This window comes from Arthrobacter sp. SW1, assembly GCF_001766675.1.
GTDB lineage: Bacteria > Actinomycetota > Actinomycetes > Actinomycetales > Micrococcaceae > Arthrobacter.
This window is the reverse complement of sequence record NZ_MJLT01000023.1, coordinates 204,084-226,546: the sequence shown is the minus strand read 5'-3', so window position 1 is coordinate 226,546 and position 22,463 is coordinate 204,084. Positions and strand designations below refer to the sequence as shown.

Sequence of the window (22,463 nt, the reverse complement as noted above, 5' to 3'; positions counted from 1 at the left end):
AATTTCGCCCAAATAGCGGAAAGCCCGCCCCGTGCAGTTGCAGGGGCGGGCTTTCTTGAACGTAAGATAGGTCACGGAAGGCGTCAGCCTTCAGCAACGTGGCTGGTCGCCCTCCGATCTGATAATCACTTCTGCCCAAAGACGTGCGGGATTTGTTAGTTGGAATCAAGATCCGACTCACTAGCTGTGCTTGAGAGAGCACCAAGGAGACAAAAAGTGACCACCCGTATTGGTATCAACGGTTTCGGCCGTATCGGACGCAACTACTTCCGCGCAGCGCTGGCCCAGGGCGCCGATCTCGAGATCGTCGCGGTCAATGACCTCACCAGCCCCGAGGCGCTGGCACACCTGCTGAAGTACGACTCCGTCGGTGGTCGCCTCACCCAGTCCGTCGAGGTCGTCGACGGCCAGCTCGTTGTCGACGGCAAGGCCATCAAGGTCCTCGCCGAGCGCGATCCCGCAAACCTGCCCTGGGGCGAACTCGGTGTGGACATCGTCATCGAGTCCACCGGTTTCTTTACCAAGGCCGCCGCTGCGCAGAAGCACATCGACGCCGGCGCCAAGAAGGTGCTCATCTCCGCTCCCGCCACGGACGAAGACATCACCATCGTGATGGGCGTGAACGACGGCCTGTACGACCCCGCCGCGCACAACATCATCTCCAACGCTTCCTGCACCACCAACTGCCTCGGCCCGCTGGCCAAGGTCATCAACGACTCCTTCGGCATCGAACGCGGCCTGATGACCACTGTCCACGCCTACACCGCAGACCAGAACCTGCAGGACGGCCCGCACGGCGACCTCCGCCGCGCCCGTGCCGCCGCCATCAACATGGTTCCCACCTCCACCGGTGCCGCCAAGGCCATCGGCCTGGTCCTGCCGGAACTGAAGGGCAAGCTGGACGGCTACGCCATCCGCGTTCCCGTCCCCACCGGTTCCGCCACCGACCTCACCGTCACCGTGTCCCGCGAAGTCACGGTCGAAGAGGTCAACGCCGCCGTCAAGGCAGCAGCCGAGTCCAGCCTCAAGGGCATCCTCAGCTACACCGACGCCCCGATCGTCTCCTCGGACATCGTCGGCGACCCCACCTCCTCGATCTTCGACTCCGGCCTCACCAAGGTCATCGGCAACCAGGTCAAGGTTGTGTCCTGGTACGACAACGAGTGGGGCTACTCCAACCGCCTGGTCGACCTCACGGAGCTCGTCGCATCCAAGCTGGGCTAGGGTAGACACATGACATCTCACACCCTCAACGAACTCATCGCTGAAGGTGTCCGCGGGCGGTACGTTCTCGTCAGAAGTGACCTGAACGTGCCGCTCGACGGCTCTACAGTGACCGACGACGGCCGCGTCAAGGCCTCCCTCCCGGTCCTCAAGAAGCTCTCGGACGCCGGTGCCCGTGTGCTCGTAACCGCCCATCTCGGACGCCCCAAGGGCGCACCCGAGGACAAGTACTCCCTGAAGCCCGCCGTTGCGCGGCTTGCCGAACTGGCCGACTTCCCGGTCGCCCTGGCCGCGGACACCGTCGGTACCGCCGCCAAGGACGCCGCAGCCGCGCTCCAGGACGGCGAAGTGCTCGTCCTGGAGAACGTCCGCTTCGACGCCCGGGAAACCGCCAAGGACGACGCCGAACGCGGCGCTTTCGCCGACGAACTGGTTGCCCTCACCGGTGACAACGGCGCGTTCGTGGACGACGCCTTCGGCGCGGTGCACCGCAAGCACGCCAGCGTCTACGACGTCGCCACCCGGCTGCCGTCCTACCAGGGCGATCTGGTCCACACCGAGGTCGAAGTGCTGCGGAAGCTCACCACCGACACCCAGCGCCCCTACGTCGTGGTCCTCGGCGGCTCCAAGGTTTCGGACAAGCTCGCCGTGATCGACAACCTCCTCGGCAAGGCCGACACCATCCTGGTGGGCGGCGGCATGCTTTTCACCTTCCTGGCTGCGGCCGGGCACAAGGTGGCAAGCAGCCTCCTCGAGGAAGACCAGATCCCCGTGGTCCAGGACTACCTGAAGCGCGCTTCCGAAGCCGGCACCACCTTCGTGATCCCGGTGGACGTCGTGGTCGCCAGCCGCTTCGCCGCGGACGCCGAGCACGAGACCGTCCGCGCGGACGCGATCGAGGGCAGCTCCTTCGGCACCGCCGGCATCGGCCTGGACATCGGACCGGAATCGGCTGCCCTGTTCGCAGAGCAGATCAAGGCCGCCCGCACCGTGTTCTGGAACGGCCCCATGGGTGTCTTCGAGTTCGAAGCCTTCGCCGCCGGCACCCGCGCCGTGGCACAGGCCCTGACGGAAACTGAAGCCTTCACCGTGGTGGGCGGCGGCGACTCCGCCGCGGCCGTGCGTACGCTCGGCTTCGCGGACGACCAGTTCGGCCACATCTCCACCGGCGGCGGCGCCAGCCTGGAATACCTTGAAGGCAAGGAACTCCCGGGCCTGAGCGTCCTGGACCGCTAGGCAGCAACACCCCGCCAGCAGGCACCCGGCCGGCAGGGTGCCACTCCGTCCGGAGCGGCACCCTGCCGGCCTCCCTTTTCACACACTTCTTTGGAGCACACGTGACTACCACCGCGAATGGAAACTTTGTCCGCACGCCGTTCATCGCCGGCAACTGGAAGATGAACATGGACCACGTCCAGGGCATCACCCTGCTGCAGAAGCTGGCCTGGACACTGTCTGACGCCAAGCACGACTACAGCCGCGTCGAGGTTGCCGTGTTCCCGCCGTTCACCGACCTCCGCGGTGTCCAGACCCTCGTCCAAGGTGACGAGCTCAAGGTCGTCTACGGCGGCCAGGACCTGTCCCAGTTCGACTCCGGCGCCTACACCGGCGACATCTCCGGCCAGTTCCTGAACAAGCTCGGCTGCTCCTACGTCCTGGTCGGCCACAGCGAACGCCGCACCATCCACAACGAGTCGGACGAGGTCCTCAACGCCAAGGTCAAGGCGGCGTTCCGCCACGAGGTCACCCCGGTGCTCTGTGTCGGTGAAGGCCTCGAGATTCGCCAGGCCGGCACCCACGTGGAACACACCCTCGCCCAGCTGCGTGCCGACGTCGAAGGCCTCACTGCCGAGCAGGCGAAGGAACTCGTCGTCGCGTACGAACCCGTCTGGGCCATCGGCACGGGCGAAGTCGCCGGCCCGGAGGACGCGCAGGAAATGTGCGCCGCCATCCGTGCGGAGCTGTCCTCGCTGTTCGATGACTCCGTGGCCGCCGGGACCCGCCTGCTCTACGGCGGCTCGGTCAAGGCCAACAACGCTGCGGCCATCATGGCCGGCGCCGACGTCGACGGATTGCTTGTGGGTGGCGCCAGCCTCGACCCGGCCGAGTTTGCTAACATTGTCAGGTTCGAGAGCCACATCACGGCGGCCTAGTTCCGGCCTGATCAGCTCCCGCTTTCCGTACTCCTGAAAGGCCGTCGTGGACGTTCTTCAAGTAATCCTGCAGATCCTGCTGGGCATCACCAGCCTTCTGCTGACCCTGCTCATCCTGCTCCACAAGGGACGCGGCGGTGGTTTGTCCGATATGTTCGGCGGCGGCATGAGCTCGGGGCTCAGCTCCTCGGGCGTGGCGGAACGCAACCTCAACCGCTTCACCATCATCCTGGGCTGCACCTGGGGCGTCGTCATCATCGGGCTCGGCCTGATCATGCGCTTCACCTCGGGCGGGGATTCCTGACCCGTTCCTGACGGAACCTGCCTACGGAAACCGGTACTGCCGCCATCGGGCTCGCGGGATTAGACTTGGCAGCGTGGCTTCACGCGATGCAGCCGATCCCCAAGGAGCTTGATGATGGTCCACGGCAGTCAAGGATTCCGAGGCACCAGGGCCGGCGTCACCGCCGGTTCCGGGCCCAAAAACCAGTCCGGCAGCAATGCCGGCGAGAACTTGCCGCGTATTCGTGTCCCGTATTGGTGCGCCAACGGACACGAAACGCGGCTTGTTTTCCTTAAGCTCCCGGAGGACCAGATCCCGCCGAGCTGGGACTGCCCCAAGTGCGGCCTCGTTGCCGCCCGCGAACCGGGCGTGGCGCCCTGCGAACGGCAGGACGAGGAAGTCTTCAAGAGCCACCTTGATTACGTTAAAGAAAGGCGCTCCAGCCAGGACGCCGAACGTGTCCTGGCTGGAGCGCTGAAGAGGCTACGCTCCCGCGGGGTCCTTGCGGACTAGTTGCTGCGGAACGCGGGACGCCGCATTCTCGTCGATCAGCCACAGGGTGCGGGACCGGCCGTGCGGGCCGGCCGCGGGCACCTGCACCGGGTTGGCGCCGGCCAAGGCCAGGCCGACAGCCCCGGCCTTGTCCTCGCCCGCCACGACCATCCAGATCTCCTGTGCGGAGTTGATGGCCGGCAGCGTCAGCGAAATGCGCGACGGCGGCGGCTTGGGGGAGTTCTCCACGCCCACCACGGTGCGGTCCTGGACGCGGATCCCCGCCTGCTCCGGGAAGAGCGAAGCGACGTGTGCATCCGGGCCGACGCCGAGGAGCAGGACGTCGAAGCGCGGCAACTCGCCGGCCTCCTCCGGACGGTTGTCGGAAGTGTCGGCCGCATGTTCGGCTTCCGCCGCCGCCTTGAGGCGTGCAGCGTAGTCTGCGGCGGCCTCTTCTGCGGTCGCGAACTCGTCGGAGGAACCCGGCTCGTGGACGCGTGCAGGGTCCAAGGGCAGGCCCGAGAGCAATGCCTCGCGGGCCTGCAGGGCGTTGCGGTCCGGGCTGTCCTTGGCCACGAAACGCTCGTCGCCCCACCACAGGTTGACCCGCGACCAGTCCACGGCAGGCGCCGCAGGCGAGGCCGCGACAGCCTTGAGGGTACCGATTCCGACGGTTCCGCCGGTCAGGACGACCGTAGCTTCTCCGTGCTTGTCCTGGACGTCCACCAGCTTGGTAATGAGCCGGGCCGCGATCGCGGCCATGAGGACGGTGGAGTCGGGATGGATGCTAACTCTGGGCTCAGCGGTCACGGGAACGCTACTCCTTGCTGTCGGTGCGGGGCAGTCCCATAGTAATCACTTCGCCGAAGACATCGTCCGGATCGAGCCGGCGCAGTTCTTCCGCCAGGCAGTCCCGGAGGCTGCGACGCGGAAGCGAAATGCGCTGGGACGGCTGGCCGGGCTGGGTCAGCTCGGCAACCGTCAGGCCTGGACGGTGCAGCTGCACGTCGCCGCTTTCACGGCGAAGCAGCACCCGGCGGATGCCCGTGCCGGCAGGGTCTTCCACGATCTCCACGGGAGCGTCGAGGAAGAGGGTCAGCCAGGCCGCCAGCAGCAGGGTGCTGGGCGAGTCCGAAGCACCCTCGACCGTGATCGCGGTGACGGGGGAGCCGTCCACTTGGTCCAGTGCCGCCGCAAGCTGCAGGCGCCAGTTGGTCAGGCGCGTCCAGGCAAGGTCGGTGTCGCCGGCACGGTAGGTGCGGCGGATCCGGTCAAGTGCCGCAGCGGGATCCGGCTCATTGGCCGAGTCCGTGATGCGCCGGTGCGAAATCCGGCCGATCGACGTCTCGCACGCGTTGTCCGGGGCGCCGTGCGGCCACCAGGCCACGATCGGAGCGTCGGGCAGCAGCAGGCCGGCAACCAGCGATTCACTCTCCTTGGCAAGCGAACCGTAACCGCGCAGCACGATCACCTCGGAGGCACCGGCGTCGCCGCCCACGCGGATCTGGGCGTCCAGCTTGTCCGGGGCCTCGGCGCCGGCGTCGGCCAGCACGATGATCCGGCAGGGGTGCTCGCGGCTTGCCTCGTTGGCCGCCTCGATCGCTTCCTCTTCCAAGCCGGACTTGGTGACGACCACCAGGGTCAGCACACGGCCGAGGGCAATCACGCCGCCCTGTTCACGCAGCGAGGTGATCTTCTTCGAGATCTTCGAGGTGGTGGTATCGGGAAGATCTACGATCATGGCCTTCTCCAGCTTCGTCCGTCGCGGGCCAGCAGTTCATCGGCCGAAGCCGGACCCCAGCTGCCCGGAGCGTAGGGTTCGGGCTGCTCGTCCAGGCTCGCCCAGTATTCTTCGAAGGGGTCCAGGATCTTCCAGGACTCTTCGACTTCCTGGTGCCGGGGGAACAGCGGCGGTTCGCCCAGCAGCACGTCTAGGATCAGCCGCTCATAGGCCTCGGGGCTGGACTCCGTGAAGGAGTGTCCGTAGCCGAAGTCCATGGTGACGTCGCGGACTTCCATCTGTGTGCCCGGAACCTTGGAACCGAAGCGGATGGTGGCGCCTTCGTCCGGCTGGACGCGGATGACGACCGCGTTCTGGCCGAAGTCGTCCTCGCCGTGGTCCCGGAACAGCAGGTTGGGAGCCCGCTTGAAGACCACCGCGATCTCAGTCACGCGGCGGCCCAGGCGCTTGCCGGCGCGCAGGTAGAACGGCACGCCGCTCCAACGCCGGGTGTTGATGTCGAGGCGGATGGCTGCGTAGGTTTCCGTCTTGGAATCGGCGGGGATGCCGTCTTCCTCCAGGTAGCCCTGCACCAGCTCGCCGCCCTGCCAGCCGCCGGTGAACTGGCCGCGCGCGGAGTGCGTGGACAGGTCCTCGGGAAGCTTGACGGCGGCCAGCACCTTTTCCTTTTCAGCGCGGAGGTCGTCCGCGTTGAAGGAGATGGGTTCTTCCATGGCCGTGAGGGCCAGGAGCTGCAGCAGGTGGTTCTGGATGACGTCCCGGGCCGCGCCGACGCCGTCGTAGTAGCCCGCGCGGCCACCGGTGCCGATGTCCTCGGCCATGGTGATCTGCACGTGGTCCACGTAATTGGCGTTCCACAGCGGCTCGAAGAGCTGGTTCGCGAAACGCAGCGCAAGGATGTTCTGGACCGTCTCTTTACCGAGGTAGTGGTCGATGCGGAAGACGGCGTCCTGCGGGAAGACTGATTCGACGATGTCGTTCAGCTTCCGGGCGGACTCGAGGTCGTGCCCGAACGGTTTCTCGATGACCACGCGGCGCCACTGTCCGTCCGCGGCCTGGGCCAGGCCGTGGCGGGACAGCTGGCGGCAGACCTGCTCGAACGCCTTGGGCGGGATCGAGAGGTAGAAGCCGTGGTTGCCCCGGGTGCCCCGGTTCTCGTCCAGCTCGGTGAGGGTGGCGTCGAGGCGCTTGAAGGCCTCGTCGTCGTCGAACTCGCCCTGGACGAAACGGATGCCCGCGGACAGCTGGTCCCAGACGGCTTCGTCGAACGGGGTACGGGAGTGCGCCTGGACGTTCTTCCGTACCTCCTCGGCGAACTCCTCGTTGGTCCAGTCGCGGCGGCCGAAGCCGACCAGAGCGAAGCTCGGCGGCAGCAGCCCCCGGTTCGCGAGGTCGTAGACCGCGGGCATGAGCTTCTTCCGGGCGAGGTCGCCGGTGACTCCGAAGAACACCAGCGACGACGGCCCCGCAATGCGGTTCAGGCGCCGGTCGCGCGGATCCCGCAGGGGATTGCGGACGGCAGTCTTCCTGCCGTTTTCAGATTCTGGCATGTTGGGATTTGTGCCTTAGCTTTCGAGCGCGGAGGCCGGGGAGGCCAGCGCGGCGACGATTTCCTGGAGCTGGGCGACACCCGCGCTCCGCTCCGTCAGGTGCAGGCGGAGGACGGGACGGCCGTGGTTCTCGAGGACCTGGGCGTCACCGGCGGCCTGGGCTGCGATGAGCTGGCCGAAGGTGAAGGGACGCTCGGGAATTTCGACGTCGCCGGTACCTGCAGCCGTGACTTGCAGGAAGGAGCCGATGGCCGGTCCGCCCTTGTGGAACTGGCCGGTGGAGTGCAGGAAGCGCGGACCCCAGCCGAACGTCACGGGACGGCCGCTCACGGCTGCGAGCTGGTCACGGACATCCGCGAACGGGGCGTAGGCGATCCGGTCGAAGTACGCCTGGACGCTCAGGTAGCCGTCGGCGCCCAGCTGGGCCAGCAGGGCCTTCACTGCGTCTTCCACGGTGGCGGCACCGCCCAGCCAGTCTCCGCCGCGGACCTCGATGGCGCCGTCGGTGAAGTTTGCCGGAGTCGGCTCGGGGCGGGCATCCAGCAGGCCGCGCGCGGCCACCTTGGCGGCTTCGACGTCGGGCTGGTCAAAGGGGTTGATCCCCAGTAGGCGGCCTGCGACGGCGGTGGCGAACTCCCAGACGAACATCTGGGTGGCCAGGCCGCCGGAGATGGCTGCTTCGTTCGCGCCGAGGTCGACGTCGGAGTCGCCGCCGACCAGGCGGATCACCAGGACGTCGTCCGCGCCGCCGCTGACCTCGGGAGCCGAGGGGCCCGCGACGACGGGCAGCACGCCGGTGCCCAGCTTGCCGGTGGATTCGGCGATCAGCTGCTCGGCCCAGTCGGCGAAGCCGACGATGCCGGAGCCGTCTTCCGCGATGACGATCTTGTTGCGCAGCGGCGAGGTGCCGCCGAGCGCTGCGCCCAGGCGGAGGCCGATGTTGTCTTCGGAGTCCTCGCGGAGGATTTCCGCGGCTTCTTCGGCTTCGTCCAGGAGGGCCTGGATGTCGACGCCGGCCAGGCCGGAGGGGACCAGTCCGAAGGCGGTGAGGGCGGAGAAACGGCCGCCGACGTTGGGGTCGGCGTTGAAGACGGCACGGTAGCCGGTTTCGCGGGATGCCTTGTCCAGCGGCGATCCCGGGTCCGTGACGATGATGATGCGGCTCTTGGCATCGATGCCGGCGTCGTTGAACGCCTTCTCAAAGACGCGCCGCTGCGAATCGGTCTCCACGGTGGAGCCGGACTTGGACGACACCACGATGGCGGTCTCGGCGAGTCGCTCCGCGAGGACAGCACCGACCTGTTCGGGGTCGGTGCTGTCCAGCACGGTCAGCTCGACGCCGGCGGTTCCGGCAATGACCTCAGGGGCGAGCGAGGAGCCGCCCATGCCGCACAGGACGATCCGGGTGACACCTTCGGCCTTCAGGGCGTCCCGGAGTTCCAGGATCCCTTCGACCAGGGGCTGGGAAACGGTGGCCGCTTCCACCCATCCAAGGCGGATGGCCGATTCGGACTCGGCGTCGGCACCCCAGAGGGTGTGGTCCTTCGCGAAGATCCTGCTGGCGATCCGGTCTTCGACAAGTGCCGGGACGTGCTGCTCGATGGCCTGCTGCGCGGCACCGCTTGCGTCGTAGCTGAGTGAGCTCATGAGGGTCAGGAAGCCTTCCGTGCGGATGCGAGGGCGCCTTCGACGTCTCCGAGGAGTTCCTTCCAGCTGGCGACGAACTTGTCCAGGCCTTCGGTTTCCAGGAGGGCGACGACGTCGTTGTAGGAGACGCCGAGTCCTTCGAGGGCGTTGAGGATGCCGTTGGCTTCCTCGTACGTTCCGGAAATGGTGTCACCGGTGACCACGCCGTGGTCGAAGGTGGCGTCGAGGGTCTTTTCCGGCATGGTGTTCACGACGCCGGCGGCGGCCAGTTCGGTCACGTACAGGGTGTCCGGGAGGGACGGGTCCTTGACGCCGGTGGAGGCCCAGAGCGGGCGCTGCGGCAGGGCGCCGGCTTCGGCCAGCACGGCCCAGCGCTCGGTGGAGAAGAGCTCTTCGTAGACCTGGAACGCCAGGCGGGCGTTGGCGACGCCGGCCTTGCCCTTGAGGGCCTTGGCTTCCTCGGTGCCGATCGCGTCCAGGCGCTTGTCGATCTCGGTATCCACGCGGGAAACGAAGAAGGAAGCCACGGAGTGGATCTTGGAGAGATCGTGGCCGTTCTCCTTGGCCAGCTCCAGGCCGGACTGGAAGGCGTTGATCACGGCACGGTAGCGCTCGAGGGAGAAGATCAGGGTCACGTTGACGCTGATGCCTTCGCCGAGCACGGCGGTGATGGCGGCCAGGCCTTCGAGGGTTGCCGGGATCTTGATGTGGACGTTGTCCTTGTTGACCTTCGCGTAGAGGTGCTTGGCCTCGGCGATGGTGGCCTCGGTGTCCCAGGCAAGGCGGGGATCGACCTCGATGGACACGCGGCCGTCAACACCGTTCGTGGCGGCGGCAACCGGTGCGAAGAGATCGCACGCGTCGGCGACATCGGTGGTGGTGATCTCGAAGATGGTCTCTTCGACGGAAGCGCCCTTGGCGGCTTCCTCGGCGATCTTCGCGTCGTAATCGCTGCCGGAGGTGATCGCGGCGTGGAAGATCGACGGGTTCGTGGTGACACCGACGACGTTCTTCTCTTCGATCAGCTTGGCGAGGCTGCCGCTGGCGAGGCGCTCACGGGAGAGGTCGTCGAGCCAGATCGAAACACCGACGTCGGAAAGCTGCTGGGTGGGAGTAGTCATTGCTGTTTTCTCCTTGGGATTTCAGGCCGAAAGGCCGGCGAGGGAGTCTTTGGCGGCCGCGGTAACGGCCTCGGCGGTGATGCCGAACTCGGTGAAGAGGCGCTTGTAGTCTGCGGAGGCCCCGTAGTGCTCGAGGCTGATCGAGCGGCCGGCGTCGCCGACGAACTCGGACCAGCCCAGGGCCAGGCCGGCTTCAACGGAGACACGGGCCTTCACGGCAGCCGGGAGGACGGATTCGCGGTACGCGGCGTCCTGCTTCTTGAACCACTCAACGCAAGGCACGGAGACAACGCGGGTGGCGATGCCTTCTGCCTGCAGGTTTTCGCGGGCCTGGACGGCCAGCTGAACCTCGGAGCCGGTGGCGATGAGGATGACCTGGGCCGGAACGGTGGCACCGTCCTTGGAGGCTTCGGCCAGGACGTAGGCGCCTTTGGCCACACCTGCGGTGGAGGCGAAGGTGTCGCCGTCGGCGTCGCCGGTGCCGCGTTCCCAGGTGGGGATGTTCTGGCGGGTCAGCACGATGCCGGCCGGGTTCTCGTGGTTTTCGAGCATGGCCTTCCATGCTGCGGCAACTTCGTTGGCGTCACCGGGGCGGACAACGTCCAGGCCCGGGATGGCGCGCAGCGAGGCGAGCTGCTCCACCGGCTGGTGGGTGGGGCCGTCTTCGCCGAGGCCGATGGAGTCGTGGGTCCACACGTACAGGGACGGCACGCCCATCAGCGCGCCGAGACGGATTGCCGGGCGCTGGTAGTCGGAGAAGATCAGGAAGGTGCCGGAGAAGGCGCGGGTACGGCCGTGCAGCGAGATGCCGTTCACGATCGAGGCGGCGGCGTGCTCGCGGATGCCGAAGTGCAGCACGCGGCCGTAGGGGTTGCCGGTCCAGGCATCGGTGGAACGCGATGCCGGGATGAACGACGGCGAGCCTTCGATGGTGGTGTTGTTGGACTCGGCGAGGTCGGCCGAACCGCCCCAGAGTTCCGGCAGGACAGGGCCGATGGCGTTCAGGACCTTGCCCGAGGCTGCGCGGGTGGAGACGTCCTTGCCGGCTTCGAAGACCGGAAGGGCGGCGTCGAGCTCGGCCGGCAGCTTCTTGGCTTCGATGCGCTCAAGCAGGGCGGCCTGCTCGGGGTTGGCGGACTGCCAGGCTTCGAAGGAGGTCTGCCATTCGGCACGGGCAGCAGCGCCGCGCTCGACAAGCTGGCGGGCGTGGGCCAGCACCTCGTCGTCGACCTGGAAGGACTTGGCGGGGTCGAAGCCCAGGACTTCCTTCAGTGCTGCGACTTCTTCGGCACCCAGGGCGGAACCGTGGATCTTGCCGGTGTTCTGCTTCTTCGGAGCCGGGTAGCCGATGATGGTGCGCAGCGAAATGATGGAAGGCTTGGAGGTCTCGGCCTGGGCGGCCAGCAGCGCGGAGTAGAGCTCCTGGACGTCCTCGACGTATTCGCCGGTCTTGGTCCAGTCGACGCGCTGGGTGTGCCAGCCGTAGGACTCGTAGCGCTTCAGGACATCTTCGGTGAAGGCGATGTCGGTGTCGTCTTCGATGGAGATGTGGTTCTCGTCGTAGATCACCACGAGGTTGCCGAGCTCCTGGTGGCCGGCCAGGGAGGACGCCTCGGAGGTGACGCCTTCCTGGAGGTCGCCGTCGGAGGCGATGACCCAGATGGTGTGGTCGAAGGGGGATTCGCCGGCGGGAGCATCGGCGTCGAACAGGCCGCGCTGGCGGCGCTGCGAGTAGGCGAAGCCGACCGAGGAAGCGAGGCCCTGGCCCAGCGGGCCGGTGGTGATCTCGACGCCGGCGGTGTGCTTGTACTCCGGGTGGCCCGGAGTCAGCGAGCCCCAGGTACGGAGGGCTTCGAGGTCCTTCAGCTCCAGGCCGTAGCCGGAAAGGAAGAGCTGGATGTACAGGGTCAGGGAGGTGTGGCCCGGGGAGAGGATGAAACGGTCGCGGCCGATCCAGTCAGGGTTCTTCGGGTCGTGGCGCATCAGCTTCTGGAACAGCAGGTATGCGGCCGGTGCCAGGCTCATCGCCGTGCCCGGGTGGCCGTTGCCGACCTTCTCCACAGCATCGGCGGCCAGGACGCGCACGGTGTCCACTGCACGCTGGTCCAGGCTGGTCCAAGTCAGTTCTTGCTCTTCCAAATGTGGCACGTAAACCGAGCCCCTCTCTGTGCTGACGGCGGCGGAGGTGAACAGCAGGCGCGGGGCGGGAAACGGTGCCCGCTGCGAGGTGTCCACCAGCCGTTCACCATTGAAACGTTGATCTATCATCCAGACCCGGATTTCTGAGAATGCGTTTTCTCAGGAGGCTGCACGAGCTGATCTGCTGACAGCTTAGCCCGACGGGAAGGGCCTTTTGGTGGGATTCACGAAATTTGCCCGCAAAATTCCGATTTATGAATCACCGAGGCGCCCGAGGGGCCGTGAAGATTCCGAAACATGCGTGTTTCGCAGGTGCCTTCTGTGCATCGCGGCCACGGTATGATATTCGGAGGCCGCCAGCGGCATGCGCAACCCCGGCCCGTTGATCCGGATGATTCGAACCAGCGGGGAACGGCGCGGTTGCTTCGCCGCGGGAACACCAGAGCTAAAGAACAGAGTGACTGCCACCGTGAGCACAAGCGATACCAACCTCGATGCCTCTGCCGCCATGCAGGGGAGTGGATTTTCCCGGAAGTTCAAGGCGTATCTGGCACTGACAAAGCCTCGGGTCATCGAGCTCCTGCTGGTGAGCACCCTTCCCACCATGATTTTCGCCCAGCGAGGATTCCCGTCCATCGGCTTGATCCTGGCTACCCTCGTGGGCGGGGCCTTCGCGGCAGGCAGCGCCGGTGTCTTCAACTGCTACATCGACCGCGATATCGACAAGCTGATGCACCGCACCGAGAACCGCCCGCTGGTCACCGGCGAGGTCACGCCGCGTGAGGCGCTCATCTTCGGCTGGATCCTCGGCGCCGCGGCGATCGCCATCCTCTGGTTCGGCGCCAACCCGCTCTCGGCCTGGCTGGGCCTGGCGGCGATCGTGTTCTACGTCGTGATCTACACGATGATCCTCAAGCGCCGCACCGCCCAGAACATCGTGTGGGGCGGCGCCGCCGGCTGTTTCCCGGTGCTGATCGCCTGGTCCGCGGTGACGAACACGGTGGAATGGCCCGCCGTCGTGCTGTTCATGGTGATCTTCCTCTGGACCCCGCCGCATTACTGGCCGCTTTCCATGCGCTACGGCGAGGACTACCGCAAGGCCAATGTGCCAATGCTCGGTGCGATCGCCGGAGCCAAGGTGGTCTCCGTGCAGGTGGTCCTCTACGCCTGGGCCATGGTGGCCTGCTCGCTGCTCATGGTTCCGCTGGGCGGAGCCGGCTGGGTGTACACCATCGCCGCGCTCCTGGCCGGCGCCTGGTTCCTCTATGAATCCCACGCCCTCTACGAGCGGGCCCAGAAGGAAGAGGTTTCCAACAAGGGAGCCATGAAGGTCTTCCATGGCTCCATCAGCTACCTGACCCTGCTCTTCATCGCGCTGGCCGTCGACCCGTTCGTCGGCGGTCCGATCATGGGCGGCTGATCCCCGGACCATGACACAAAGCCCCGGCACCGAATGCGGCGCCGGGGCTTTGTCTGTGTTGGGGGAGGTTGGGGTTGTCGGGGGAAGCTTGCGGGGGAGTCAGCCGCGGAGCGTCTGCCGCAGCTGCTTGATGTTTTCCTCGCTCAGGCCGAGGCCCTGGTGCAGGTAGGCGTCGAAGCTGCCGTAGCGCGCCGTCATTTCATCCCAGGCGGCCTGCAGGTACTTGAGGCGGACATCGAGGATCGGCTTGACCGTTTCCTGCTGGCCGGCGGGAACGGCGGCGAGCGTACGGGCGTTCTCCTCGGCGAGGTAGTCATTGCTGGCCAGGTAGTCGCGCACGACGTCGTCGAAGGACACGCCCGCGGCGAGCAGCAGAATGGCCGTTCCCCAGCCGGTACGGTCTTTGCCCGCGGTGCAGTGGAAGAGGAGGGAGCTGTCGGCAGAGGCGCCGGCGGCGAGGAGGAACAGCTTACGGTAGGCGAGGTTCGCGGAGTCCTTGCGGATGAAGTCCCGGTAGGTCTGGATCATGAACTGCTCCGCGGCGCTTTCGGATTCGAAGGTGGTGAGGCCCTCGGAAGCGAGGTTTCCGGAGACATCCGCGGTTTCATACCAGACGCCGGCGGGAATCCGGTCCGGTTCGCTGGTGCGTTCGCTGGCGGTGCGGAGATCGACGTCGGTCTTGAGGTTGAGCGCCTGCAAGCGGATGAGGTCCGCGTCGCTGAGCTTGCTCAGCTTGTTTGAACGGTAAAGCACTCCGGAGCGGAGCCTGGAAACCATGGCCGAGACATCCCGGAAGTTCGAGGCGCCGTCGAGGGTGGTGCTGGAGGACGGAGCCTGGCTGGTAGTCCGCGCGGTGGCCGGAGCTGCGGAAACGGCAGTAAAGGACAGGCCGATCAGGGCAGCCAGGAGGGCGGAAAAGAGTTTGGTATACACAACCGTCAACTGTGGAGATGCCGCGGTGCCTGCAGGCAACAGCGGCATGTCCTGCCGTTGACGGCCGGGTTAACTCCCGGGGTCAGGCCTGCGGGCTGTGCCGGGCGAGGTCTGCGGCGTTCGTGGCGGCAGCCATAAGCAGCGCGGCGCCGAGCATATGCGCCCCGACCAGCAGCGCGGGGATCCCGTTGTAGTACTGGGTGAACCCGATGACGGCCTGCAGCAAGGTAACGCCCAGCAGCAGGAAGACGGCGGTGCGGAACGGGCCCGCGATGCCCTTGCGGAGTACCAGGTAGACCGCGAAGGCAGTGCCTGCGGTCACCAGGTAGGCGGGCACGGCGTGGATGTGGCTGACCAGGTCCCAGTCGAGGTTGTTCCGCGGGGCGTCGGCGTCGCCGGCGTGCGGGCCGGCGCCGGTGACCGCGACGCCGAGCATGACGGCTGCGGCGGAGAACAGCCCGACGGCGTTCATCACCGGACGGGCCACCGCGGGAAGTGCCGGGAGGCTGCGGTTCATGAAGCCGCCGGCGCGTCCGTACGCGCGGTTGACCAGCAGGGTCGCGAGGACCACGAGGGCCATGGAGACCAGGAAGTGCAGGCCGACCACCCAAGGATTAAGCCGCGTGAGCACCGTGATGCCGCCGATGACCGCCTGCGCGGGAATGCTGGCGAGCAGGCCGAGGGCGAGCAGGAAGAGGTCACGGCGTTCCTTCCGGAGGTTCGACAGGTACACCAGCATCAGGGCCGCGACGGCGGCCAGGGCGAAGGTGAGCAGGCGGTTGCCGAACTCGATGAAGCCGTGGATGCCCATCTCCGGGGTGTTGACCAGGGAGTCCTGGGTGCAGCGCGGCCAGGTGGGGCAGCCCAGGCCGGAAGAGGTGAGGCGCACGGCGCCACCGGTCACCACCAGCACGGTCTGGCCGATCAGTGAAAGCATGGCCAGCCGCCGGATGGTGTTGTCCACCTGGTGCGGCAGCCTGGCGGCGAGCCGCTGGATGAATTCGGGGAGGCGGGAAACGGTGTTCACAGTTCTCTCAATTCCATTTGAACCAGCGGATGGCCGCGGCGCCAGGCACCACGGTCCAGAGCAGCAGGATGATCAAGGAGGGCACCGCGAAGGTGCCGTGCAGGAAGGCCTCGCGCATTGCGGCCCCCAGTGCGCCGGAAGGCAGGAAGTGGGCAACGGTGCCGACGGCGTCGGGCAGCCGTTCAGCCGGGACCACGATGCCACCCAGGGCGCCGAGCAGGATCCACAGCAGGTTGGTGATGGCGAGGGTCGCCTCGGGCCGGACGGTTCCGGCCACCAGCAGGCCAAGTGCGGTAAAAGCCGCGGCGCCAAGTACGAGCATCGTCAGTCCCGGTAGCCAGCCTTCGGGCCGGGGCTGCCAGCCAAGGGCGGCCGCAACGGTGCCGACCACTACGAGCTGCAGGACCAGGACGGCCAGGACGGCCAGGATCTTTCCGGCGATGAGTCCGGTGCGGCCCAAAGGGGTGGTGGACAGGAAGCGCAGTACGCCGTAGCGGCGGTCGAAGCCGGTGGCGATCCCCTGCCCGGTGAACGCCGTGGACATGGCGCACAGGGCCAGGATCCCCGGCACGGCGATGTCGACCCGGGGTGCGCCCAGGCCGTCCAGCAGCGGTGTCACGGTCAGGCCCAGGAGCGCGAGCAAGGGCAGGATGACCGCAAGGATGAGCTGCTCCCCGTTGCGGACCATCGCCAGCGTTTCGTACTTACCCTGCAACAGGATGCGCCTGAGCAGCGGGGCCGGGCCGGATGGCGCGGGTGCCGGCAGCAGGCGGCCGGCGGAACTGGTGCTCATCGGATGTCCCTCCCCGAAATGTCCAGGAAAACGTCTTCGAGGCTGCGGGCCTCCAGCCTGAGCGATGCGGGCATGATGCCCTTTTCGGCCCACCATGCCGTCAGGCGTGCAAGATGCGCCGGGCCCAGCGCGCCGGTGACGGTATAGCTTCCCGCGCGGCCTTCGGACATCAGGAGCCCTTCGCTGAGGGGGCCAAGAATGCCGCGCAGGTCCAGCCCGGCCGGGGCCTCGAAGGACAGTGTGCGCTCAGTAACGCCGTTCTTGCCCGACTCCCCATGCTGCAGCAGCTCGGCAACCGTTCCCTCGGCGACGTTATGGCCGGCGTCGATGATGTACACATAGTCGGCCAGGCGCTGGGCATCGTCCATGAGATGGGTGGTAAGGATGATGCCCATCCCCGAATCCCGCAGTTCGGCGATGAGTTCGAAGACGATCTGCCGCGATTGCGGATCGAGGCCGGCGCTCGGCTCGTCGAGGAAGAGCACTTCCGGGTTTCCGATCAGTGCCGCAGCGAGGGCCAAGCGCTGCTTCTGTCCACCGGAAAGCCGGCGGACGCTGCTGCGGCTGAAGGTATCGATGCCCAGCCGTTCCACCAGGGGTTCCAGTGGCAGCGGATCGGCGTACATGCCGGCGATGTGCCGCAACAGGGGGAGCGGACGGGCCGACGGCGGGAGGCCGCCGTCCTGCAACATCACGCCGACGCGGGAGCGCAAGGTGGCTCCGGCCAGGTCCGGATCTTCGCCGAGGAGGCGGATGCTGCCGCCAGAACGCTTCTGCAGGCCCTGGGCGCATTCGAGGGTGGTGGTTTTTCCTGCGCCGTTCGCGCCGAGCAGGGCAGTGACCTGACCGCGCCCGGCGTGCAGCGTGACGCCGTTGACCACCCGCAGCATCTTGCCGTCAAGGGCGGCCAGCGGGCCGACATCCTTGATGAGTCCTTCGATGGAGAGGACGGGAGATTCGGGGGAACGCACCAGAGTATTCTACGGGAAGTAGTAGCACCCGGCGCCCGCCTGCGGGTCGCCGGCGGGGCAGTTATCAGGTCAGCCTTGCCTTACTGGATGCAGGGATTAGATTACGACATGATTGTGTTGTGTATTCCGTGAGCAGCCCTGTTTCTGTGTCCGCCAAGCGGCACAGCGCCGCCGGTGCGGCGCCGGCCGCTGCTTCCGCTGTGCCCGTTTCCGTGGCTCCGGAGGTGTCGGTTTCCGATACCGAGGACCGCACGCGCGACCGCGTGCTCAACGCCGTGCTCGAACACGGGCCCGTCAGTGCCGCGGAACTCGGCGAGCTCCTGGGCTTCACGCCGGCCGCAGTGCGCCGCCATCTTGACCACCTGGAACGCGCAGGCGTCATAGAAGTGAAGCGCGTGGCGAAGGCAGGCGCCGGGGCGGGCCGTCCTGCCCGCCGCTACGTGCTCAGCTCCCAGGGCCAGTCGAAGATCGGTGACGACTACCTGAACATCGCCGGCACCGCGCTCCGCCGCCTCCAGGAACTGGCGGGCAACGATGCCGTCCGGGATTTCGCGGTCGAACGTTTCGCCGACATGGAACAGCGCTACGCCCCCGGCATCGAAGCAGCCGGCAGCGACATCACCGCCCGCGCCATGGCGCTGTCCAAGGCGCTCAGCCGCGACGGCTACGTGTCCTCGGCGGCCTCGATCGAGAGCAAGGCGCCGCTTCCGGCGTCGCTTTCGAGCGTGCAGCTGTGCCAGGGCCATTGCCCCATCCAGCACCTTGCCGCCGACTTCCCTGAATTCTGTGACGCCGAGACGGAAGTCTTTTCCCGCCTTCTCGGTGTCGACGTGCGCAGGCTTTCCACCCTTGCCCGGGGCGGCCACGTCTGCACCACCCACATACCGACCGGCAGGCCGGCCATGAAGGAGAACACAGTTTCCCCGGACGGCCCGGCTGCGTCCCGTGAAGAATCAAACAATCAGCAAGGAAGGCCGTAATGACGGACCAAATAACGGAGAAAGCGGTAGCTGACGGCACTGTGATCTCGGAGATTCTGGAGAAGAATCCCGAGCTCCACGGCATCGGCAACTACGAGTACGGATGGGCCGACAAGAACGACGTCGGTGCCAACGCACGCCGTGGTCTCGATGAAGAGGTAGTTCGGGACATTTCGGAAAAGAAGAGCGAGCCGGAATGGATGCTCGACCTGCGCCTTAAGGGCCTGAAGTACTTCGACCGCAAGCCCATGCCGACCTGGGGCGCAGACCTCTCCGGCATCGACTTCGACAACATCAAGTACTTCGTGCGCTCCACCGAGAAGCAGGCTGCTTCCTGGGAGGACCTGCCCGAAGACATCCGTACCACCTACGAAAAGCTGGGCATCCCGGAAGCCGAGCGCAACCGCCTGGTGGCCGGCGTCGCCGCCCAGTACGAATCCGAGGTCGTGTACCACCAGATCCGCGAGGACCTGGAAGCCCAGGGCGTCATCTTCCTGGACACCGACACCGCCCTGAAGGAACACCCGGAGATCTTCCAGGAGTACTTCGGCACCGTCATCCCGGTGGGCGACAACAAGTTCGCCTCCCTGAACACGGCCGTGTGGTCCGGCGGTTCCTTCGTGTACGTCCCCAAGGGCGTCCACGTGGAGATCCCGCTGCAGGCCTACTTCCGCATCAACACGGAAAACATGGGCCAGTTCGAGCGCACGCTGATCATCGCCGACGAGGACTCCTACGTCCACTACATCGAAGGCTGCACCGCGCCGATCTACACCTCGGACTCGCTGCACTCGGCCGTCGTCGAGATCGTCGTGAAGAAGGGCGCCCGCGTCCGCTACACGACCATCCAGAACTGGTCCAACAACGTGTATAACCTGGTCACCAAGCGCGCCATCTGCGAAGAGGGCGCCACCATGGAATGGATCGATGGCAACATCGGCTCCAAGGTGACCATGAAGTACCCGGCCGTCTACCTGGTCGGCGAGCACGCCAAGGGCGAAACCCTGTCCATCGCGTTCGCCGGCGAAGGCCAGCACCAGGACACCGGCTCCAAGATGGTGCACATCGCGCCGAACACCAAGAGCTCCATCATCTCCAAGTCCGTGGCCCGTGGCGGCGGACGCGCAGCCTACCGCGGCCTGGTCCAGGTCCGCGAAGGCGCCAAGCACTCGGCAAACACCGTGCGCTGTGACGCCCTGCTGGTGGACACCATCTCCCGTTCGGACACCTACCCGTACATCGACATCCGCGAGGACGACGTCGTACTGGGCCACGAGGCGACCGTTTCCCGCGTCAGTGAAGAGCAGCTCTTCTATCTGATGTCCCGCGGCCTGCCCGAGGACGAGGCCATGGCCATGATCGTGCGCGGCTTCATCGAGCCGATCGCCCGGGAACTGCCCATGGAATACGCCCTCGAGCTGAACCGCCTGATTGAACTGCAGATGGAAGGATCCGTCGGTTAACGATGACTGAGACCACTACTGAAAAGGCACGCATCGGCGCGCCCTCTGCCCAGCCGTTCATCGACGGTTTCACCGAGGAAGGCGAGAACCTCTCGCCGATCAACGCGGACGGCACCGTCGCGGCGCCGTCGTCCGGTCCCCTCGCCGGTGACTCCGCCAAGGGCCATTCCCACGGTGGCGGCGTCGGCGTTCCGGACAGCTCCCGCGCCGGGCGCCTGACCTCCTACACGCTGGAAGACTTCAAGGCCCTCACCGGTCTTGAAGAAGACTGGCGCTTTACCCCGCTGCGCCGCCTGCGCGGCCTGCACAGCGATGCACTCACCGGCGCGGCTCCGGCCGTGACCGTCACCGCCCCGGACGCCGTCAAGGTCGAAACGGTCGGCCGCGACGACAAGCGCATCGGCTCCGCCGGCATCCCGGAGGACCGCGTGTCCGCCAACGCCTGGGCCAACTTCACGGAAGCCACCGTCATCACGGTTCCGGCTGAGACCAGCCTGGACAGCGAAGTGTCCGTCGTCCTCGCCGGCAACGGCACCGAGGCTTCGGCTCAGCACGTGGTGATCGTTGCTGAGAAGTTCTCCAAGTCTGTCGTGGTCCTGGGCCACGAAGGCACTGCCGTGGTGTCCGAGAACGTCGAAATCGTCGTCGAGGACGGCGCCGAGCTGACAGTCGTGTCCCTGCAGGAATGGAACGACGACTCGGTCCACGCCTCCTCGCAGCAGGCCAAGGTTGGCCGCGATGCCAAGTTCAAGCACATCGCCGTGAGCCTGGGCGGAAACCTGGTCCGCGTCACCCCGACCGCCCGTTTCGCTGCGCCCGGCGGCGAAGTCGAACTGTTCGGCCTGTACTTCGCCGACGCCGGCCAGCACCTCGAGCACCGTACCTACGTTGACCACGCGCAGCCCAACTGCGTGTCCAACGTGCTGTACAAGGGCGCCCTTCAGGGCAAGGACGCGCACACCGTCTGGGTGGGCGACGTCCTGATCCAGAAGCAGGCCGAAGGCACCGACAGCTACGAGAAGAACCAGAACCTGGTCCTGACCGACGGCTGCCGTGCGGACTCCGTGCCGAACCTCGAGATCGAAACCGGCCTCATCGAAGGTGCCGGCCACGCCAGCGCCACTGGCCGTTTCGACGACGAGCACTTGTTCTACCTGATGGCACGCGGCATCCCGGAGGACGTCGCACGCCGCCTGGTGGTCCGTGGCTTCCTCAACGAAATCATCCAGAAGATCAAGGTCCCTGCCCTCGAAGAGCGCCTGACGGACGCCGTCGAGCGCGAACTCGCTGCGGGCGACAACTAAGACCGGCCGGACGGGAAGCTGAACATGAGCGACAAGCCACAGGGCGAACTGGTGTGCAACGCCAACGACATCAAGGTCAAGCAGGCGCTGCGCATCCTCATCGGTGACTACCCGGTTGCCGTGGTGAGGGATTCGATGGGCGAAATCCACGCCATCGGGGACACCTGCTCGCACGCCGACATCTCCCTTTCCGAAGGCGAGGTGGAAGGTTGCGCCATCGAATGCTGGGGCCACGGCTCCCAGTTCGACCTGCGCAGCGGCCAGCCGCTCCAGCTTCCCGCCTACGAGCCCGTCCCCGTCTTCGCCGTCACCCTCGACGGCGACGACGTGTACGTGGACGTAAGCAACGTTGTGAACGGAGCGCCGGTCCACAACTACTGAGTTGTGGCCGCGCCCCGTAACCAAGACTTAGAGAACGAAAGAAAGAAGAGCATGTCTACTCTTGAGATCAAGGACCTGCACGTCAGCATCGAGACTGAGCAGGGCACCAAGGAGATCCTGAAGGGCGTCAGCCTGACCATCAAGACCGGCGAGACCCACGCGATCATGGGCCCCAACGGTTCGGGCAAGTCCACCCTGGCCTCCACCATCGCCGGCCACCCGCGCTACACCGTGACCAGCGGCAGCATCACCCTCGACGGCGAAGACGTCCTCGAGATGAGCGTCGACGAGCGCGCCCGCGCCGGCGTCTTCCTGGCCATGCAGTACCCCGTGGAAGTTCCCGGCGTCACCATGACCAACTTCCTGCGGACCGCCAAGACCGCGATCGACGGCGAAGCCCCGGCCCTGCGCACCTGGACCAAGGACGTCAAGGCCGCCATGCAGGAACTGCGCATCGACGCCGACTTCGCGCAGCGCAACGTCAACGAAGGCTTCTCCGGTGGCGAGAAGAAGCGCGTGGAGATCCTGCAGCTGGAACTCTTCAAGCCGAAGTTCGCCGTCCTCGACGAAACCGACTCCGGCCTGGACGTCGACGCCCTCAAGGTTGTGTCCGAAGGCGTCAACCGCGCCCACTCGAACGGCAACATGGGCACCCTGCTCATCACGCACTACACCCGCATCCTGCGCTACATCAAGCCGGACTTCGTGCACGTCTTCGTTGACGGCAAGGTTGTGGAAGAGGGCGGCCCGGAGCTCGCCGACCGCCTTGAGGAAGAGGGCTACGACCGCTACCTGAGCGGCGCCGGCGCAGCCGTTGCTCCCGCTGCCCAGGCCTAGTTAG

21 protein-coding genes are annotated in these 22,463 nt (G+C 66.4%); 11 read left to right on the top strand and 10 right to left on the bottom strand.

Features of this window, described 5'->3' with window-relative positions; genetic code table 11:
• Positions 1-216: 216 nt before the first annotated feature.
• The 5 genes from gap to BIU82_RS11065 all read left to right on the top strand — a co-directional run bounded on the left by gap (position 217) and on the right by BIU82_RS11065 (position 4,173).
• On the top strand, positions 217-1,224 hold the full coding sequence (gap, locus tag BIU82_RS11085; RefSeq protein WP_070349527.1) for a type I glyceraldehyde-3-phosphate dehydrogenase: 1,008 nt from the start codon (positions 217-219) through the stop codon (positions 1,222-1,224).
• A gap of 9 nt (positions 1,225-1,233) precedes the next feature.
• Positions 1,234-2,460, top strand: a complete 1,227-nt coding sequence (locus BIU82_RS11080) for a phosphoglycerate kinase (RefSeq protein WP_070349526.1) — start codon at positions 1,234-1,236, stop codon at positions 2,458-2,460.
• A 101-nt stretch (positions 2,461-2,561) separates the two neighbouring features.
• Positions 2,562-3,377 carry a triose-phosphate isomerase gene (gene tpiA, locus BIU82_RS11075; protein WP_070349525.1) on the top strand — a complete coding sequence of 272 codons (816 nt, stop codon included), beginning with the start codon at positions 2,562-2,564 and terminating at the stop codon, positions 3,375-3,377.
• Positions 3,378-3,423: 46 nt separating this feature from the next.
• On the top strand, positions 3,424-3,681 hold the full coding sequence (gene secG, locus BIU82_RS11070; RefSeq protein ID WP_070349524.1) for a preprotein translocase subunit SecG: 258 nt from the start codon (positions 3,424-3,426) through the stop codon (positions 3,679-3,681).
• A gap of 111 nt (positions 3,682-3,792) precedes the next feature.
• A complete protein-coding gene (locus tag BIU82_RS11065) occupies positions 3,793-4,173 on the top strand; it encodes an RNA polymerase-binding protein RbpA (protein WP_363968117.1) in 381 nt (126 codons plus the stop codon).
• Here the strand turns inward: BIU82_RS11065 and pgl are convergent.
• From pgl to tkt, 6 genes are read right to left on the bottom strand one after another with little or no spacing between them, the layout of a single operon-like run.
• Positions 4,144-4,962: a 6-phosphogluconolactonase gene (pgl, locus tag BIU82_RS11060; protein WP_070349523.1), complete on the bottom strand. Its 819-nt coding sequence runs from the start codon at positions 4,960-4,962 to the stop codon at positions 4,144-4,146. The genes BIU82_RS11065 and pgl overlap by 30 nt on opposite strands.
• Before the next feature lie 7 nt (positions 4,963-4,969).
• Positions 4,970-5,893 carry a glucose-6-phosphate dehydrogenase assembly protein OpcA gene (locus tag BIU82_RS11055; protein ID WP_070349522.1) on the bottom strand — a complete coding sequence of 308 codons (924 nt, stop codon included), beginning with the start codon at positions 5,891-5,893 and terminating at the stop codon, positions 4,970-4,972.
• Positions 5,890-7,443 (bottom strand): glucose-6-phosphate dehydrogenase, encoded by a 1,554-nt coding sequence (gene zwf, locus BIU82_RS11050; RefSeq protein WP_070349521.1) that lies wholly within the window; start codon positions 7,441-7,443, stop codon positions 5,890-5,892. The genes BIU82_RS11055 and zwf overlap by 4 nt, the downstream gene beginning before the upstream one ends.
• 15 nt (positions 7,444-7,458) lie before the next feature.
• Positions 7,459-9,090 (bottom strand): glucose-6-phosphate isomerase, encoded by a 1,632-nt coding sequence (locus tag BIU82_RS11045; RefSeq protein WP_070349520.1) that lies wholly within the window; start codon positions 9,088-9,090, stop codon positions 7,459-7,461.
• Between the two features lie 5 nt (positions 9,091-9,095).
• Positions 9,096-10,211 (bottom strand): transaldolase, encoded by a 1,116-nt coding sequence (tal, locus tag BIU82_RS11040; protein ID WP_070349519.1) that lies wholly within the window; start codon positions 10,209-10,211, stop codon positions 9,096-9,098.
• Between the two features lie 21 nt (positions 10,212-10,232).
• Positions 10,233-12,350 carry a transketolase gene (gene tkt, locus BIU82_RS11035; RefSeq protein ID WP_070349641.1) on the bottom strand — a complete coding sequence of 706 codons (2,118 nt, stop codon included), beginning with the start codon at positions 12,348-12,350 and terminating at the stop codon, positions 10,233-10,235.
• A 457-nt stretch (positions 12,351-12,807) separates the two neighbouring features.
• On the opposite strand from tkt, the gene BIU82_RS11030 reads away from it, so the two are divergent.
• Entirely contained in the window at positions 12,808-13,770 is a 963-nt protein-coding gene (locus BIU82_RS11030; RefSeq protein WP_070349518.1) for a heme o synthase, read from the top strand.
• A gap of 99 nt (positions 13,771-13,869) precedes the next feature.
• On the opposite strand, the gene BIU82_RS11025 is transcribed toward BIU82_RS11030, so the two are convergent.
• The 4 genes from BIU82_RS11025 to BIU82_RS11010 all read right to left on the bottom strand — a co-directional run bounded on the left by BIU82_RS11025 (position 13,870) and on the right by BIU82_RS11010 (position 17,494).
• The gene (locus BIU82_RS11025; protein ID WP_070349517.1) at positions 13,870-14,703 is read right to left on the bottom strand and encodes a tyrosine-protein phosphatase; all 834 of its coding nucleotides are present in this window, start codon (positions 14,701-14,703) and stop codon (positions 13,870-13,872) included.
• An 82-nt stretch (positions 14,704-14,785) separates the two neighbouring features.
• Positions 14,786-15,730, bottom strand: coding sequence for a COX15/CtaA family protein (locus BIU82_RS11020; RefSeq protein ID WP_070349516.1), 945 nt, complete (start codon positions 15,728-15,730; stop codon positions 14,786-14,788).
• A gap of 7 nt (positions 15,731-15,737) precedes the next feature.
• The gene (locus tag BIU82_RS11015) at positions 15,738-16,523 is read right to left on the bottom strand and encodes an ABC transporter permease (protein ID WP_070349515.1); all 786 of its coding nucleotides are present in this window, start codon (positions 16,521-16,523) and stop codon (positions 15,738-15,740) included.
• Positions 16,520-17,494, bottom strand: a complete 975-nt coding sequence (locus tag BIU82_RS11010) for an ABC transporter ATP-binding protein (protein ID WP_070349514.1) — start codon at positions 17,492-17,494, stop codon at positions 16,520-16,522. Before BIU82_RS11010 ends, BIU82_RS11015 begins: the two co-directional genes overlap by 4 nt.
• Before the next feature lie 128 nt (positions 17,495-17,622).
• On the opposite strand from BIU82_RS11010, the gene BIU82_RS11005 reads away from it, so the two are divergent.
• Genes BIU82_RS11005 through sufC form a run of 5 tightly spaced genes read left to right on the top strand, consistent with a single transcriptional unit; the run spans position 17,623 to position 22,459 of the window.
• On the top strand, positions 17,623-18,474 hold the full coding sequence (locus BIU82_RS11005; RefSeq protein ID WP_070349640.1) for a helix-turn-helix domain-containing protein: 852 nt from the start codon (positions 17,623-17,625) through the stop codon (positions 18,472-18,474).
• Positions 18,474-19,937 carry a Fe-S cluster assembly protein SufB gene (gene sufB, locus BIU82_RS11000; RefSeq protein ID WP_070349513.1) on the top strand — a complete coding sequence of 488 codons (1,464 nt, stop codon included), beginning with the start codon at positions 18,474-18,476 and terminating at the stop codon, positions 19,935-19,937. Before BIU82_RS11005 ends, sufB begins: the two co-directional genes overlap by 1 nt.
• 2 nt (positions 19,938-19,939) lie before the next feature.
• Positions 19,940-21,241 (top strand): Fe-S cluster assembly protein SufD, encoded by a 1,302-nt coding sequence (gene sufD, locus BIU82_RS10995; protein WP_070349512.1) that lies wholly within the window; start codon positions 19,940-19,942, stop codon positions 21,239-21,241.
• Positions 21,242-21,265: 24 nt separating this feature from the next.
• Positions 21,266-21,622, top strand: a complete 357-nt coding sequence (locus tag BIU82_RS10990; RefSeq protein WP_070349511.1) for a non-heme iron oxygenase ferredoxin subunit — start codon at positions 21,266-21,268, stop codon at positions 21,620-21,622.
• 51 nt (positions 21,623-21,673) lie between these two features.
• The gene (gene sufC / locus BIU82_RS10985; RefSeq protein WP_070349510.1) at positions 21,674-22,459 is read left to right on the top strand and encodes a Fe-S cluster assembly ATPase SufC; all 786 of its coding nucleotides are present in this window, start codon (positions 21,674-21,676) and stop codon (positions 22,457-22,459) included.
• The last annotated feature ends 4 nt before the right edge of the window (positions 22,460-22,463 follow it).